Annotated in this window: 15 protein-coding genes; 6 read left to right on the top strand and 9 right to left on the bottom strand. The window is 65.9% G+C overall.

What is annotated here, in order from left to right:
• Positions 1-204: 204 nt before the first annotated feature.
• Positions 205-2,139 (bottom strand): PhoX family phosphatase, encoded by a 1,935-nt coding sequence (locus Q7V45_RS09105; protein ID WP_304850412.1) that lies wholly within the window; start codon positions 2,137-2,139, stop codon positions 205-207.
• A 158-nt stretch (positions 2,140-2,297) separates the two neighbouring features.
• Here Q7V45_RS09105 and Q7V45_RS09100 point away from each other — a divergent pair, with 158 nt between their 5' ends.
• Positions 2,298-3,668, top strand: a complete 1,371-nt coding sequence (locus Q7V45_RS09100) for an esterase-like activity of phytase family protein (protein ID WP_304850409.1) — start codon at positions 2,298-2,300, stop codon at positions 3,666-3,668.
• A 189-nt stretch (positions 3,669-3,857) separates the two neighbouring features.
• Here the strand turns inward: Q7V45_RS09100 and Q7V45_RS09095 are convergent, their stop codons facing one another.
• From Q7V45_RS09095 to Q7V45_RS09075, 5 genes are all read right to left on the bottom strand, one after another.
• The gene (locus Q7V45_RS09095; protein ID WP_304850406.1) at positions 3,858-5,366 is read right to left on the bottom strand and encodes a tripartite tricarboxylate transporter permease; all 1,509 of its coding nucleotides are present in this window, start codon (positions 5,364-5,366) and stop codon (positions 3,858-3,860) included.
• A 12-nt stretch (positions 5,367-5,378) separates the two neighbouring features.
• Positions 5,379-5,852, bottom strand: a complete 474-nt coding sequence (locus tag Q7V45_RS09090; RefSeq protein WP_304850403.1) for a tripartite tricarboxylate transporter TctB family protein — start codon at positions 5,850-5,852, stop codon at positions 5,379-5,381.
• Entirely contained in the window at positions 5,852-6,832 is a 981-nt protein-coding gene (locus Q7V45_RS09085; RefSeq protein WP_304850400.1) for a tripartite tricarboxylate transporter substrate binding protein, read from the bottom strand. Before Q7V45_RS09085 ends, Q7V45_RS09090 begins: the two co-directional genes overlap by 1 nt.
• 12 nt (positions 6,833-6,844) lie before the next feature.
• A complete protein-coding gene (locus Q7V45_RS09080; protein WP_304850415.1) occupies positions 6,845-7,768 on the bottom strand; it encodes a tripartite tricarboxylate transporter substrate binding protein in 924 nt (307 codons plus the stop codon).
• Between the two features lie 139 nt (positions 7,769-7,907).
• Complete coding sequence (locus Q7V45_RS09075; RefSeq protein ID WP_304850397.1) at positions 7,908-8,531, bottom strand: FMN-binding negative transcriptional regulator; 624 nt, start codon at positions 8,529-8,531, stop codon at positions 7,908-7,910.
• A 67-nt stretch (positions 8,532-8,598) separates the two neighbouring features.
• Here Q7V45_RS09075 and Q7V45_RS09070 point away from each other — a divergent pair, with 67 nt between their 5' ends.
• The 3 genes from Q7V45_RS09070 to Q7V45_RS09060 all read left to right on the top strand — a co-directional run bounded on the left by Q7V45_RS09070 (position 8,599) and on the right by Q7V45_RS09060 (position 11,529).
• A complete protein-coding gene (locus tag Q7V45_RS09070) occupies positions 8,599-9,270 on the top strand; it encodes a dienelactone hydrolase family protein (RefSeq protein ID WP_304850393.1) in 672 nt (223 codons plus the stop codon).
• A 112-nt stretch (positions 9,271-9,382) separates the two neighbouring features.
• The gene (locus Q7V45_RS09065) at positions 9,383-10,639 is read left to right on the top strand and encodes a CaiB/BaiF CoA-transferase family protein (protein WP_304850390.1); all 1,257 of its coding nucleotides are present in this window, start codon (positions 9,383-9,385) and stop codon (positions 10,637-10,639) included.
• Complete coding sequence (locus Q7V45_RS09060) at positions 10,636-11,529, top strand: CoA ester lyase (RefSeq protein WP_304850387.1); 894 nt, start codon at positions 10,636-10,638, stop codon at positions 11,527-11,529. The genes Q7V45_RS09065 and Q7V45_RS09060 overlap by 4 nt, the downstream gene beginning before the upstream one ends.
• A gap of 27 nt (positions 11,530-11,556) precedes the next feature.
• Here the strand turns inward: Q7V45_RS09060 and Q7V45_RS09055 are convergent, their stop codons facing one another.
• The 3 genes from Q7V45_RS09055 to petA are packed head-to-tail and all read right to left on the bottom strand — an operon-like array spanning position 11,557 to position 14,204.
• Positions 11,557-12,354, bottom strand: coding sequence for a cytochrome c1 (locus Q7V45_RS09055; RefSeq protein ID WP_304850384.1), 798 nt, complete (start codon positions 12,352-12,354; stop codon positions 11,557-11,559).
• A gap of 5 nt (positions 12,355-12,359) precedes the next feature.
• Positions 12,360-13,595 (bottom strand): cytochrome b N-terminal domain-containing protein, encoded by a 1,236-nt coding sequence (locus Q7V45_RS09050; protein ID WP_304850381.1) that lies wholly within the window; start codon positions 13,593-13,595, stop codon positions 12,360-12,362.
• Positions 13,596-13,637: 42 nt separating this feature from the next.
• Positions 13,638-14,204 (bottom strand): ubiquinol-cytochrome c reductase iron-sulfur subunit, encoded by a 567-nt coding sequence (gene petA, locus Q7V45_RS09045; RefSeq protein ID WP_304850378.1) that lies wholly within the window; start codon positions 14,202-14,204, stop codon positions 13,638-13,640.
• 159 nt (positions 14,205-14,363) lie between these two features.
• Between petA and Q7V45_RS09040 the strand changes: the two genes are divergently transcribed.
• Together Q7V45_RS09040 and hemF are read left to right on the top strand one after the other, a co-directional pair.
• A complete protein-coding gene (locus Q7V45_RS09040; protein WP_304850375.1) occupies positions 14,364-14,822 on the top strand; it encodes a tRNA (cytidine(34)-2'-O)-methyltransferase in 459 nt (152 codons plus the stop codon).
• A complete protein-coding gene (gene hemF / locus Q7V45_RS09035) occupies positions 14,819-15,745 on the top strand; it encodes an oxygen-dependent coproporphyrinogen oxidase (RefSeq protein ID WP_304850372.1) in 927 nt (308 codons plus the stop codon). Before Q7V45_RS09040 ends, hemF begins: the two co-directional genes overlap by 4 nt.
• Positions 15,746-15,748: the final 3 nt, after the last annotated feature.

Genomic DNA, 15,748 nt, shown 5'->3' with positions numbered 1-15,748 from the left:
GAACACACTCGACGACGAGGCTCTCCACGCCTGCATCGCCGCCTACAACAACACCCCGCGCAAATGCCTTGGGTTCAAGACCCCGGCCGAGGTATTCATCGCTCAACTGTTGCACTTCAAACTTGAATCCACACCCTCGCTACGCTCGGGATGACAGTTACCGCTAAAACGGTGTCATCCCGAGCGTAGCGAGGGACCCTTCTCTTAAGAACCTATCTGCCCGCCACCCTTCTTCGTGATGGCGATCACCGACGGCCGCGGGGGCACGCCCTCCTTGAAATCCGGCCAGCGGGTCGAGGGCTTCTCGAAGGTCGAGCCGCTGTCTTCGCCGGGATGCTGGATCGCGAGGAAGATCGTGCCATTGTCGGGCGTCAGGATCGGACCGCAGACCTCCGCGCCGGTCGGGGCCTGGAAGAAGCATCGCGTCAGGCCGCGGCCGTACCCTGTCGTATCGGCACCATAGAGGCCGTCGGCGATACCCGCGGCGGTCGGCGCGCCGTCGGTGGCGATCCAGATGCGGCCCTTGCTGTCGAAGGTGCAGTTGTCGACGCAGGAGAGCCAGCCATTCTCCGAGGTCGCCCGATGATAGCGCGCGCCCGGGTCGATGCCGGGCTTTCCGCCGACGATGAAGATCGACCAGGTGCCCTCCGTCGAGGTGTGGTCGCCATCCTTCGGCATCACCTCGATGACATGCCCGTGGGCGTTCCGGGCCATGGGATTGGCCCGGTTCACCTGCTGCTCGGTGCGCCGCGTATTGTTGGTGAGCAGGACATAGACCCGCCCGCTGACCGGATTGACCTCGACGTCCTCGGGACGATCCATCGGCGTGGCCTTCAGCAGATCGGCGGCCATGCGGGTATTGATCAGCACATCGGCCGGGCTGGCAAAGCCATTCTCCGCGGTCAGCGGGCCCTGGCCGTGCACCAGCGGCAACCACTCGATCTTGCCGTCGTCGTTGAAGCGCGCGACGTAGAGCGTGCCCTCGTCGAGCAGGTTCCTGTTGGCGGCGCGATCGTTCGGATTCCACGGCCTGGACGTCACGAACTTGTAGACATAGTCGAAGCGCTCGTCGTCGCCCATGTAAACGACGACCCGGCCGTCCTTGGCCACCACGTGATGACAGCCCTCGTGCTTGAAGCGGCCGAGCGCGGTGCGCTTGATCGGCGTGGCGGCAGGATCGTACGGATCGATCTCGACGATCCAGCCGAAGCGGTTCGGTTCGTTCGGCTCCTTCTCGACGTTGAACCGGTCGACATGCTGGGCCCAGGCGTACCAGGTCGCCTTGGAGATGCCGTAGCGCTTGTAGGCCTTGGCGTCCGGCATCTTCTCGGCGTCGCCGCCGAAATAGCCGTTGAAGTTCTCCTCCGCCGTCAGCCAGGTGCCCCACGGCGTCTCGCCGCCGGCGCAGTTGTTCAGCATGCCCAGCACCCGGGTGCCCGTCGGATCGGCCGAGGTCTTCAGCTTGTCGTGGCCGGCCGCAGGACCCGAGATCTGCATCGGCGTCGTTCCGGTGATGCGCCGCGCGTACTTGCTGTCCGGCACCACCTTCCACGCGCCGCCTTCGCGAGCGATCTCGATCACTGAGCCACCGTGCGCCGCCATCTCGACTTCGACCTGTGGTTTGGAGGCCTTGAGGTTCACGGCGCGACCCGAACCCAGGCCGGCGAACATGAGGCCAGGGTTTGTATATTCGTGGTTCACGACCATGAGAAAGCGGTCGTTCGCGGTGCTGCCGGCGGGCAGGGGATGCAGGCCGACGAAGTCGCAATTGTAGCCGAACTGCTTTTCCTGGACCGCCGCCGTCAGGTTGGCCGGGTCGAAGGCCGGCGCGCCGGCGACCACCGGGTCGCCCCAGCGGATCAGGACCTGTGCCTCGTAGCCTTCCGGGATGTGGTGCATCCTGTCGAGCCCATGCGCGACTTCCTTGAAGGTGAGTGACGACGGACCGGCTGCCTGGGCCATCGCGGTGCTGCCCAGCAGTTCGCGACCAAGAGCGACAGCCGCACCGGCTCCGACCAGACCACGCAAGGCCCCGCGCCGGCCGAGCCGCCGCTCGATCAGGTCGCCGATCGTGGTTTGCGCGCTGGAGTTTGATCCGACGTCTTCCGAATCGACGGCATCGTTGTCGTAGTTGCCCATCCCACTCTCCTGATCTTTGGGACCGCCATACCCCGCGAAGGCGATAGCATCACTGCGATTTCATGTTCTTTTTGTTGCAGCCCCTTCCACAGAGCGCGTCAGCAAACCGTAGCGCGATACCTGTAGCAGGCTGGGACCACCCCCATGAAGAGACCCACATGAAAACCAATCTGCTGCTTGCGGCCTCCGCCACCGCCCTTCTTCTCGCGGCCTTTCCCGCCTCCGCCCAGACCAAGTATCCGGCCACCCTGGAAGGCCATGCGATCCTGCCGGCGATGACCCTCGTCCCCGCCCCCGCCGATGCGCCGCAGGACCTGCAGATCTCCGGCCGCTATGCCGGCCCCGCCGGCCAGCGCGTCGACGCGCCGGAGAGCGTGCCCGGCATGTCCGCCCTGTCCGACAAGGCGGCACCGCGTCCCACCGGCCTCAGCCTCCCGTTCAAGGGCCAACCGGTGCAGGGCTTCTCGGGCATCCGCAAGCTGCCGGACGGCTCGTTCCTGACGATCAGCGACAACGGCTTCGGCAGCAAGGCGAACTCGCCCGATGCCATGCTGATGTTCCACATCGTCAGGCCCGACTGGAAGGCCGGCACGGTCGAACGCGTTTCGACGGGCTTCCTGCACGATCCCGACCGCAAGGTGCCGTTCCGCATCGTCAACGAGAACACGCCGAAGCGCTACCTGACCGGCGGCGACTTCGATCTCGAATCGGTCCAGCCGATCGGCGATTTTTTCTACTTCGGCGAAGAGTTCGGCCCCTACCTGATCAAGACCGACAGGAGCGGCAAGGTCCTGCAGATCTTCGAGACCAAGGTCGACGGCAAGCTCGTGCGCTCACCCGATCATCCCGCGCTCGCGATGCCGGCGGTGCCCGGGGCGGTGAAGTTCGAGGTCCGGCGCAGCAAGGGCTTCGAGGGCATGGCGGCCTCGCCCGACGGCAGGTTCCTCTATCCGCTGCTCGAAGGCCCGCTGCTGACCGAGTCCGGCGAACCCGAGGCCAAGGACGGCAAGCGCTTCCTGCGCATCCTCGAATTCGACGTGGCCAAGGGCGAGTACACCGGCAAGAGCTTCAAGTACACGCTCGAGGCGCCCGCCAACGCCATCGGCGACTTCAACATGATCGACGCCGGCACCGGCCTGATCATCGAGCGTGACGACACCGAGGGCGATGCGGCCCAGGCCTGCGCCCCGGGCGCCGTGAAGGCCGACTGCTTCAACGTGCCGGCCAAATTCAAGCGCATCTACAAGATCGACCTCGGCCAGGCCGATGCCGACGGCTTCGTGAAGAAGCTGGGCTACATCGACCTGATGGACATCCAGGATCCGAACAAGGTCGCGCGCCAGGGGGCCAAGGACGGCAAGCTCACCTTCCCGTTCTTCACCATCGAGAATGTCGAGCTGGTCGATGCCGACCACATCATCGTCGGCAACGACAACAACCTGCCCTTCTCGTCGGGCCGTGCGCTGGGCAAGTCCGACGACAACGAGCTGATCCTCCTGAAGGTCACCGACCTCCTGAAGGCGAAATGATCGGGAGTCTTTCCGGTCGGGATTGACTCAGTCGATCATCCCAACACCGACCTCACCCTGAGGAGCGAACGCAGTGAGCGTCTCGACGGGTGGGCACGAGCACCGCGTCTGTCGCCCATCCTTCGAGACGCCGCGCTTGGCGCGGCTCCTCAGGATGGGGGGAATGGTTCGAAGCGCGACGGAAAGACTCTAGTCGGTCGCGTCGAGCGCCACCTTCTCGCGCTTCTTGCGGAGCGCGGGAAGGAGCGGCGCGATCAGCAGGGCGGCGGCAATCAGCAGACAGACCAGAGAGATCGGCCGGACCACGAAGACGTCGAACGTTCCCTCGCTCAGGATCAACGACTTCCGCAGATTGTTCTCGAGCATCGGGCCGAGCACGAAGGCAAGCACCAGCGGCGCCGCCTCGTAGCCGAACTTGCGCATCAGGTAGCCCAGCACGCCGGTCCCGATCATGACGAAGACGTCGAACACCGCGTTGCCGGACGCGAACACGCCGACGATGCAGAACATCAGGATCAGCGGGAACAGGATCTTGTAGGGCGCCTTCAGGACCTGCACCCACATGCCGATCAGCGGCATGTTGAGGACCAGCAGCATGATGTTGCCGACATACATGCTGGCGACGATTCCCCAGAAGATCGTGGGATTCTGGCTCATCATCAGCGGCCCGGGCTGCAGGCCGTGGATGACGAAGGCTCCCAGCAGCAGTGCCATCACCACGTTGGGCGGGATGCCCAGCGTCATCAGCGGGATGAACGCGCCGCCCGCGGCGGCGTTGTTGGCCGACTCAGGTCCAGCCACGCCCTCGATGGCGCCCTTGCCGAACCGCTCGGGCGTGCGCGACAGCTTCTTCTCGATCGCGTAGGACGCGAAGGACGAGATCACGGCGCCGCCGCCCGGCAGAATGCCCAGCAGGAAGCCCAGCACCGTGCCACGCGCCACCGGGCCGGCGCTCGCCTTCAGATCCTCCTTCGACGGCCACAGGCTGCCGATGCGCGACTGGACGATGTCGCGGCGGATCTGCTGCTCGATGTTGGTCAGGATCTCGGCGACGCCGAACAGGCCCATCACCACCGGGATGAGGCCGATCCCGTCGACCAGTTCCAGGCGATCGAAGGTGAGCCGCGGCATGGCGTTGATCTGGTCGAGGCCGATCAGGCCGATCACCACGCCGACCGCCGCCATCAACAGCGCCTTCGCCATCGAGCCCTGTGTCAGGAAGCTCAGGATCGAGAGGCCCAGGACCATCAGGCTGAAATACTCGGGCGGGCCGAACGCCACGGCCACCTTGGCCAGCATCGGAGCCACCAGCATCAGGGCGACGATGGAGAACGTCCCGGCGACGAAGGAGCCCAGCGCCGCGATGCCGAGCGCCGGGCCGGCGCGCCCACGCTTGGCCATCTCGTGACCATCGATACAGGTCACGACCGAGGCGGCTTCGCCCGGGATGTTGACCAGCACCGCCGTCGTCGAGCCGCCGTACATCGAGCCGTAGTAGATGCCGGCCATCATGATGATGCCGGATTCCGGCGTGCCCGAAAGCGTGACCGGCAGCAGCAGCGACATGGCCGAGACCGGGCCGATGCCCGGCAGCACGCCGACCAGCGTGCCGATGAAGACGCCGATGAAGCAGTAGAGCAGGTTGATCGGATCCAGGGCGACCAGAAAGCCCTGGCCGAGGCCGGCGATGACGTCCATTTCAATCGCCCATCAGAACGGGATGAAGTCTTCGATCCACGTGCCCTTGGGCAACTGGACGAGGAGCATCTTCTCGAGGACGTACCAGACCCCGACCGCGCCAATCAGCGAAACCGGGATCGAGATCACGGGCCGCACCGGATCGACCACCGTCATCAGGAAGAGCAGCAGGGCAAGGCTGCAGAGCACGAAGCCCAGTCGCTCGAACAGGAATCCGAAGGCGATCAGCGCGAGAACGACCAGCAGCACGTTGCGCCACCGGGCACCCCGCCAGAGATCGCCGAGCAGGGGCCCCTCGCCGCGCAAGCCTCCGATCGCGATGGAGGTCGCGAAGGCCACGATGATGAGGCCCAGCCAGAAGAAGACGAACCCCGAGCCCGGTTCGCGCAACGTCCCCAGGTCGAGAAGCCAGCCCTGCCAGGCGACGAAGGCGCCTATGGCCAGCCAGAAGAGTCCGCCCCAGAACTCGGCGCGTCGCAGCATCATCAGTTCTTCTTGGCGAGCCCGAGCTGGTCGACCACGACGCGCTGCTCGTCATACTGCTGCTTGGCGAACTTGGCGTAGTCCGCCGAGTTCATGTAGCGCTTCGGATAGTCGTACTTGGCCATCAGCTCCACGACCTTGGGATCGTCGAGCGCGGCCTTGAAGGCATCGTGGAGCTTCTTCACCACCGCCGGGTCCATGCCCTTGGGACCCGCGAGTCCGAACGGGGAATCGAGGATGAGGCCAAAGCCCAGCTCGTTCAGCGTCGGCGCGTCGGGCCAGCGGGGGTTGCGCTTCTCGGTCCAGATGCAGAGCAGGCGGAACTTGCCGGCATCCACCAGCGGTGCCCAGCCCGTGGCGTCCGCATCGGCCATGACATGGCCGCCCTCGAGCGCCGCCCAGCCTTCGGGGCCGCCCTTGAACGGCACATGGGTGAACTTCACGCCCGCCTTCTGGGCGATCTGCTCCATGCCGATATGCAGCGACGTGCCGGCGCCCGGCGTGGCGTAGGTGAACTTGCCGGGATTGGCCTTGGCGAACTCGATCACGTCCTTGAAGGTCTTGAACGGCGAATCGGCGCGGACGACTACGCCGAACGTGTAGCCCGACGTGTGAAGGATCCAGGTGAAATCCTTCAGCGGGTCGTACGGCGTCTTCTGCATGTGCGGCAGCCGGAACAGCGTCACCGGCATCTGCGCGATCGTGTAGCCGTCCGGCTTGGCGGCGGCCGCCATGCCGGCGGGGCCGCTGGTGCCCGATCCACCGACCCTGTTGTCGACGACCACCGGCTGGCCCAGGAGCTTGCCGGCGGCATCGGCCATGGCGCGGTGCCACAGGTCGACGCCGCTGCCCGCCGGCCACGGCATGATCAGGGTAATGGGCTTGCTGGGAAAATCCTTGGCGCCCTGGGCCTGCAGCACCGAAGGTGCGAGCAAGCCGGCGGCGACGGCTCCGGACGAAGCGAGAAGTGAACGACGACGCATGGGGAGCCCTCCTCAGCTCTTTGCCAGGCCGAGCTTCTCCAGCGCCGCTTTCTCCTCGGCGTAGAGCTGGCGGGCGAACTTGTCGTAGGCTGCCGCCGGCATGTAGCGAGGCGACATGTCGTACTTCGCCAGGGTCGCGATGACGTCCTTGTCCTCGAGCGCGACCTTGAAGGCCTCGTCGAGCTTCTTGACCGCGAGCGGGTCCATGCCCTTCGGGCCGCCCATGCCGAACGGCGAATCGAACACCATGTCGAAGCCGAGATCCTTCAGGGTCGGCACGTCCGGCCAGTTCTTGGTCCGCTCCGCGGTCCACACACAGAGCAGGCGGAGCTGGCCCGCGTCGACCAGCGGCTTCCAGCCCGTGGAGTCGGCCTGCAGGGTCGTATGCTTGCCGAGCACGGCAGCGTTGGTCTCCGCACCGCCCTTGAACGGCACCATGGTCCACTTGATGCCGGCCTGTGCGGCGATGCGCTCCATGCCGATATGCAGCGAGGTGCCGGCGCCCGGCGTGCCGTAGGTCACCTTGCCGGGATTGGCCCTGGCGTACTCGATCACGTCCTTGAAGGTCTTGTAGGGCTGGTCGGCTGCCGTCGTGACGCCGAACGTGTAGCCGCTGAGATGCGCGACGTAGGTGAAGTCCTTCAGCGGATCGAACGCCGTCTTCTGCATCACCGGCAGACGGAATACGGAGATCGGCAGCTGCGAGAGGGTGTAGCCGTCGGGCCGCGCGGTGGCGGCCATCGTGGCCGGACCCAGCGTGCCGGAGGCGCCGCCCTTGTTGTCGATCTGGAAGGGCTGGCCCAGCACCTTGCCGGCCCGCTCGCACATGGCGCGGAGCGTGATGTCGCTCGATCCGCCGGCGGGCCACGGGACGATGAAGGTGATCGGCTTGCTGGGATAGGCCTGGGCGCGGGCAGCCGGCAGGTACAGCGGCATGCCGACGCCGGCAGCGATCACGGTTCCCAGACCACCCTTCACGAGACCACGACGACGGACCGTCATTTTATTTCCTCCCTTTGTTGGGTCGGAAATTGGACGATGGTTCGGTCGATGTAAAGCAGTTGCAGAAGCTACTTTACCGCAGGCTGCGCTTCATCCATTGCGCCGTCGCCTGCGCGTCCTGGCTGTCGCTTGTCTCGAGCTTCTCGATCACGCGGTGACGGTCCTCGAGGTCGCGGTTCTGACTGAGCTTGATCTTGGTCTGCAGTCGCGCGAGCGGCATGCGGAAAGCGACGATGCCTCGGGTCTGGGCCTCGGCATTTCCCGGCGGCAGGCGATCCAGTCCCCAGGAAGAGGCATCCGCGCCTTCATAGGCGGCCGCGAGCTTGCCGAGCACGTCGAGCGCGCCCTGCGTATCCTCGACGATCTGCGGCCGGCCATAGGCATGGACGGTGACATAGTTCCAGGTCGGCACCTTGGGGCCCGGCGTGTACCAGGTCGGCGAGACATAGGCGTGCGGCCCCCAGAACAGGGCCAGCGAGTCCGCCGGCCGCTCGAACAGCTTCCAGTGCGGGTTGGCGCGCGCAATATGGCCGATCAGCGACCCGTGCTCGCTGCCGTCGTCCTGCCAGAGCAGCGACAGGTGAGTGGCGAAGGGGGCGCCCGCTTCGTCGGTCGTCATCAGGAGAGCCCAGCTATGGGCCGTCATGACCTCGCGGCCGACCGATTCATCGCCTGCGAAATGATTGGGAAGATACATGGTGCGGATTCCTTGAACGGCGCGGGCTTACCATGGTCCAATGAAGGCCATACAGGGAGGATTATTCATGGGCGAAGATATCCGTCTTAAGTCAGCCGCCGGCGAGATCGGCGCCTACCTGGCCACTCCGGCCGGCACACCGAAGGGTGGCATCGTGGTCATCCAGGAAATTTTCGGCGTCAACCAGCACATTCGCGCCGTGACCGACAAGTTCGCCGCCGACGGCTACATCGCCCTGGCGCCGCGCTTCTTCGACCACATCAAGCCCGGCATCGAGCTCGGCTATACCCCGGACACGATCGCCGAGGGCCGCGGCTACGTCATGACGCCGGGCTTCACCGACAAGGCCGTGCAGGACGTTCAGGCGGCGATGGACGAGCTGAAAAAGCGCGGCGTGAAGAAGGTCGGCGTGACCGGCTACTGCTGGGGCGGCACGATCAGCTGGCTGGCCGCGACGCGGCTCAAGCCGGATGCGGTGTCCGCCTACTACGGCGGCGGCATCCATGGCGCCAGGAACGAAAAGCCGACCGTGCCGACGCAGCTGCATTTCGGCGACAAGGACATGCACATTCCGATGGCGCACGTGAACGAGCTGCGCGAGCTGTATCCCAACGTCGAGATCTTCGACTATCCGGCCGATCACGGCTTCCATTGCGACGAGCGCGGCAGCTGGGATGCCGCCGCCTCGAAGAAGGCGATGGAGCGCACGCTCGAATTCATGGCCAAGCACGTCGGCTGACGCACGACTCCGCTCCCACCACCATTGTCATCCTAAGCGTAAGCGAGGGACCTTTCCAGGCGTCGCCAAAGGCCCCTCGCTGCGCTCGGGATGTCAGGATTTTCTTTGAAAAATGGCTGAGAAACGTCCCGCCAAGAAGACCTTCACCCCCGACGCACGCGGCCCCCTGAACGGGGTCCGCGTCGTCGACCTGTCGCGCCTGGTGGCCGGCAACGTGCTGACCCTGCAGCTCGCCGACTTCGGCGCCGAGGTCATCAAGATAGAGCCGCCCGAAGGCGACACGCTGCGCTCGTGGCGGGTGAAGGGTGTCGAGACGGCCTGGAAGGTCTACAGCCGCAACAAGAAGAGCGTCGCCCTCGACCTGCGTTCCGACGCCGGCCGCACCATCGTACGCGAACTGTCGAAGACCGCCGCCATCCTGGTCGAGAGCTTCCGGCCGGGTGTCATGGAGGATATGGGCCTGTCTCCCGCAGAGCTGCATGCGATCAACCCCAGGCTGGTGATCGTGCGCATCTCGGGGTGGGGCCAGGACGGACGCTATCGCCACAAGCCGGGTTTCGGCACGCTGATCGAGGGCTATAGCGGCTTCGCCTCGATGAACGGTTTCGCCGACCGCGAGCCGGTACTGCCGCCGATGTACCTGGCCGACTGCATGGCCGCCCTGAACGGCTACGGCGCCGTGATGGTGGCGCTGCGCGAGGTCGAGATGAACGGCGGCAACGGCCAGGTGCTCGACCTGCCGCTGTTCGATCCGCTGTTCTCGATGCTGGGTCCGCAGGCGGCCAACCACAGGCTGACCGGCGAGGTGAAGGTGCGCACCGGCAGCCGCTCGACCAATGCGGCGCCGCGCAATGTCTACCAGACCAGGGATGGCAGCTGGGTGTGCCTGTCGGCCTCGACGCAGGGCATGGCAATGCGCGTGCTCGCCAAGATCGGCCGGCCGGAACTGGCGGACGATCCGCGCTTCTCGACCAACATCGAGCGGGTGCGCAACGGAGTCGAGCTCGACCGGATCATCGGCGAGTTCATCGCCGCCCGCGATCTCGACGAAAACCTGCGTTACTTCGACGAGGCCGGCGTCACCATCGGCCCGGTCTACGACATCTCCCAGATTGTCGAGGACGACTATGTGCTGGAGCGCGAATCGCTGATCGAGATCGACGATGCCGACATGGGCGATCTGCCGACCCACCCCGTCGTGCCGCGCATGTCGGGCACGCCCGGCGCGCTGAAGAGCGCGGCGCCCCGGGTCGGCGAGCACAACGAGGCCCTGCTGAAGCCGATGCTGGGCGCGGCCGAATACGACAAGCTCCGCGCCTCGGGCGCGATCTCGGACGGCACGAATCCGGGAAAGAAGAAAAAGCAGTGATTCGTCCCGTCCCGCCCGTCTGGCGCTCGATCCTCTACGTTCCCGGCAACGTCCCGAAGTTCATCGACAAGGCGCACGAGCGCGGCGCCGACTGCGTGCTGGTCGACCTCGAGGACAGCGTGCAGCCGGCGCAGAAGCAAGAGGCGCGGTCGATGCTGCCGGAGACCATGAAGAAGGTGGCGCGCGGCGGGGCCGACGTGGCGGTGCGCATCAACCGGCCGCTGCGGCTGGCGATCCCCGACATCGAGGCGGCGGTGCGGCCCGGGCTCTCGGCCCTGTTCGTCACCAAGACCGAGGGCGTGCAACACCTGCGCCTGCTCGACGAGGTGGTGAGCGAGCTGGAGCGCGAGTGCGGCATGCCGGTGGGCAGCGTCGGCTTCGCCGCCATGATCGAGCATCCGCGCGCCCTCACGGAATTGAACGACATCGCCGAGCGCGGGCCCCGGATCATCGCCATGATGCTGGGCGGCGAGGATTTCGCGCTGGAGACCGGCTCGGTGCCGGGCGACGAAACGCTCGAACTGCCCAAGCGCATGGTCGCGTTCGCGGCGCAGGCGCATGGCGTGTCGATGATCGGCATCCTCGGCACCGTCGCCGACTATTCAGACCCGGCGGCCTACCGGAAGAGCGCCGAACGGGCGCGCCGCTTCGGCTTCTCGGGCGGAACCTGCATCCATCCCGGCCTCGTCGGCGCCCTGAACGACGCCTTCACGCCGACGACCGACGACGTGGCCTACGCCAAGAAGCTGATCGCGGCCGACGAAAAAGCCGCGGCTGAGGGCCGCGGCTCGTTCTCGGTGGATGGCAAGATGATCGACATCCCGGTGATCGACCGCGCCCGCCGCCTGATCGAGCGACACGAAGCGATCGAACGTCGTCTCAGGCGTTAGCGCCGCCAGGCACCGACGCCTCGGGCATCAGTGCTTGTCGGCCCACACCACCCGCTTCACGGCGTACATCAGGCCTGCCAGCGCCAGCAGGAACAGGATGACGCGGACGCCGGTGCGCTTGCGATCTTCCATATGAGGCTCGGCCGCCCAGGCCAGGAACTCGGTGACGTCGGAGGCTTGCTGGCTGAGCGTGGCCTTGGTGCCGTCGGCGTAGGTCACCTTGTCGTCGCTGAGCGGCGCCGCCATGGCGATCTTGTGGCCCGGGAAGTACTTGTTGAAGTTGTCGTCCTTCTTGACGTCGAACTCCTTGATCTGCTCGGGCGTCAGCTTGTCGTAGGGGACGTAGCCGGTGAGCAGGGCGTGCATGTAGTCCGCCCCGTTCGCCCGCGCCTTGATCATGACGCTGAGATCGGGCGGCGCCTTGCCGTTGTTGGCGGCGGCGGCGGCGGCCAGGTTGGGGAACGGGCTCTTGAAGCGGTCGGACGGGCGGGCGGGCCGGTCGATCGGCGCGCCGTCGTCGTTGAGATCGGGGACCGTGATGTCCTTGATCAGCCCCTTGACCTGGTTCTCGGTCAGGCCGAGGTCCATCAGATTGCGGTAGGCGACCAGCCGCAGCGAATGGCAGGCGGCGCACACTTCCTGATAGACCTGATATCCACGCTGGGCGGCCGCGCGATCGAAGGTGCCGAACGGCCCCTGGAAGTGCCACTTGTTGGCGGGCGGGGGCTCGGTGCCGCCGGCCGCGATGGCGACAGTGCCGGTAGCAAGGGCTGCGAGCGCGATCGCGCCGGAGACCAGGAACTTGCGGGCAAACGGCTTGCGCATGGCTCTCATACCGCCTTCTTCTTGAGCACCGAGTCGGCGATGCTGGGGGGCAAGGGCAAGGGCCGTTCGATCTTGCCCAGGATCGGCAGCAGCACGAGGAAGTGTGCGAAGTAGTACAGGGTTGCCAGCTGTGACAACGGCACCCAGAAGCCTTCCGCGGGCTTGGAACCGCAGATGCCCAGGACGATCACGTCGACCACCAGGAGCATCATGAACCACTTGTAGATCGGCCGGAACGTGCAGGACCGGACGCGCGAGGTGTCGAGCCACGGCAGGATGAACAGAACCGCGATGGCGCCGAACATCGCCAGCACGCCGCCCAGCTTGTCGGGAATGGCGCGCAGGATCGCGTAGAACGGCAGGAAGTACCATTCCGGCACGATGTGTGCGGGCGTGACCAACGGATCGGCCGGGATGTAGTTGTCCGGATGACCGAGATAGTCGGGCGCGAAGAAGACGAACGCGGCGAAGATGATCAGGAACACCATGACGCCGAAGCCGTCCTTCATCGTGTAGTACGGATGGAACGGGACGGTGTCCTGCGGGCCCTTCACATCGATGCCGGTCGGGTTGTTCGAGCCGTGGACGTGCAGCGCCACGACGTGCAGCGCGACCACCGCGACGATGACGAACGGCAGCAGATAATGCAGCGCGAAGAAGCGATTGAGGGTCGGGTTGTCGACCGCGAAGCCGCCCCACAGCCAGGTCACGATCGATTCGCCGACCACCGGAATGGCCGAGAACAGGTTAGTGATGACGGTGGCGCCCCAGAAGCTCATCTGGCCCCACGGCAGCACGTAGCCCATGAAGGCCGTCGCCATCATCAGCAGGAAGATGACCACGCCCAGCATCCACAGCAGCTCGCGCGGCGCCTTGTAGGAGCCATAGTACATGCCGCGGAAGATGTGGATGTAGACGGCGATGAAGAAGAACGAGGCGCCGTTCATGTGCAGGTCGCGGATCAGCCAGCCCTGCGGCACGTCGCGGTCGATGCGCTCGACGGCGTCGAAGGCCATCAGCACATGCGGCGTGTAGTTGGTCGCGAGCACGATGCCGGTGGCGATCATGAGGACCAGCATCACCGTGGCGATCGCGCCGAAGTTCCAGAAGTAGTTGAAATTCCGTGGCGTCGGAAACGTGTGATATTCCTTCTCGATGTACGAGAAGATCGGCAGGCGGTGATCGACCCAGGCGATCACCTTGTTATTGAAGACCGGCGGCGTGCCGTGTGACGAGGCCATTCTGGAACTCCAGCGAGATCTGAGGCGGACGACCTGGGTCGATCAGCCGATGCGAACGAGCGAGTCGGAAGTGAACAGGTAGTCCGGAATCACGAGATTCGTCGGCGCCGGCCCTTTGCGGATGCGGCCCGACGTGTCGTAGCTCGAGCCATGGCAGGGGCAGAACCAGCCGCCGTATTCGCCCTTCGGGTCGCCCGGCTTGTTGCCGAGCGGCACGCAGCCCAGATGGGTGCAGACGCCGATCATGATCAGCCACTCCGGTCGGACCTTCTTGGCGGTGTCGGTCACACGCTTGTTGTCGGTTTCCGGATCCGGCAGCTGCGACATCGGCACCGCCTCGGCTTCCTTGATCTCGGCCTCGGTGCGATGCCGGATGAACACCGGCTTGCCGCGCCACTTCACGGTGACCGCCTGGCCGACCGCGATCGGCGTCACGTTCACCTCGACGGTCGACAGGGCCAGCGTATCCGCGGCGGGATTGAGATTATTGATGAAGGGCCACGCGACGGCCGCGGCGCCGACGGCGCCAAGAGCGCCCGTCGCGACCATCAGGAAGTCGCGCCGAGTCGGGTCGCCGTGTCCGTGTGCCGGTGTGCTTGAAGCAGCCATGATTACTCTCTTCCGTCCCCCCGAGGAGATGGCGGGTATATAGCCGGGAAAGCCCCTTTTGTTTCAAGGCTCTGTTGGTCGCAGGCCCGATGAGCGGCATTATGTGACGGCGTGCCGCAGAAGAGACGTTCCGCGCCGCGGACCGGAGTAGTGAGTTTTATGCGTCTGGCCCTCTATGAGCCTGATATCCCTCAAAATTTAGGGGCTTTTATCCGCCTGTCGGCCGGGCTGGGCGTCCCACTGGACGTCATCGAACCCTGCGGTTTCCCGGTGGACGACAAGCGGATCCGCCGGGCGGCCATGGACTATTACGACCTGGCGACCCTCGTTCGGCACGCCTCCTGGGCGGCTTTCTGCCGGGACCGGCCCCCCGGACGCCTGGTCCTGCTGACCACGACCGGCGCCCAGCGCCTGCCCGATGCGGCCTTCCGGCCCGACGACATCCTGCTGTTGGGGCGGGAAAGCGCCGGCGTGCCGCCCGAGGTCCATGCGGCGGCCGACCTGCGGGTGCGGATTCCGCTGCAGGCCGGTGCGCGGTCGCTCAATGTCGCCCTGGCGGCGTCGATGGTATTGAGCGAGGCCCTTCGCCAGACCTCGGGATTCGAAAAGCTCGCATGACCGCCAAGCCCACCCGCACCGCCACCGGCCCCAACGGCCCCTCGCCTTTGCCCGACGAGGCGATCCTTGCCCGCCAGAAGGAAGAGGCCGCGACCTGGTTCGCGAGCCTGCGCGACCGCATCTGCGCCGAGTTCGAGCGGATCGAGGACGAGCTGCAGGGCACGCACCGCGACAAGGCGCCCGGCCGCTTCGAGCGCAAGGGCTGGGAGCGCGAGAAGGGTCCGAACGGCGAGGATCACGGCGGCGGGACGATGTCGCTGATGCGCGGCCGCGTGTTCGAGAAGGTCGGCGTCAACATCTCGACCGTGTTCGGCGAGTTCAGCCCCGAGTTCCGCAGCCAGATCCCCGGCGCCGCGCAGGACCCGCGCTTCTTCGCGGCCGGCATTTCCCTCGTCGCACACATGCAGTCGCCCCGCGTGCCGGCGGTGCACATGAACACGCGCTATATCGTGACGACGCGCAGCTGGTTCGGCGGCGGCGCCGACCTGACGCCGATGGTGCCGCACGAACCCGACACCCGCGATTTCCACGCCGCCTTCCGTGCGACCTGCGACGCGCACGATCCGGCCTACCATCCGAACTTCAAGGAATGGTGCGACGAGTATTTCTTCCTGCCACATCGCAACGAGCCGCGCGGCATCGGCGGCATCTTCTACGACTATCTCGACAGCGGCGACCATGCGCGCGACTTCGCCTTCACCCGCGACGTCGGCGAGACCTTCCTCGACGTCTATCCGAAGCTGGTGCGTCGCCACATGAACAACCCTTGGACCGACGCCGAGCGCGCGCACCAGCTCGCGCGCCGCGGCCGCTACGTCGAATTCAACCTGCTGCACGACCGCGGCACGCGGTTCGGCCTCATGACCGGCGGCAACGTCGAGGCGATCCTGATGTCGCTGCCGCCCGAGGTGCGCTGGCCCTGACAG

Source organism: Reyranella sp., from assembly GCF_030651995.1.
In the GTDB taxonomy this organism is placed as follows: Bacteria; Pseudomonadota; Alphaproteobacteria; order Reyranellales; family Reyranellaceae; genus Reyranella.
This window is presented reverse-complemented; position numbering and strand designations above follow the sequence as displayed.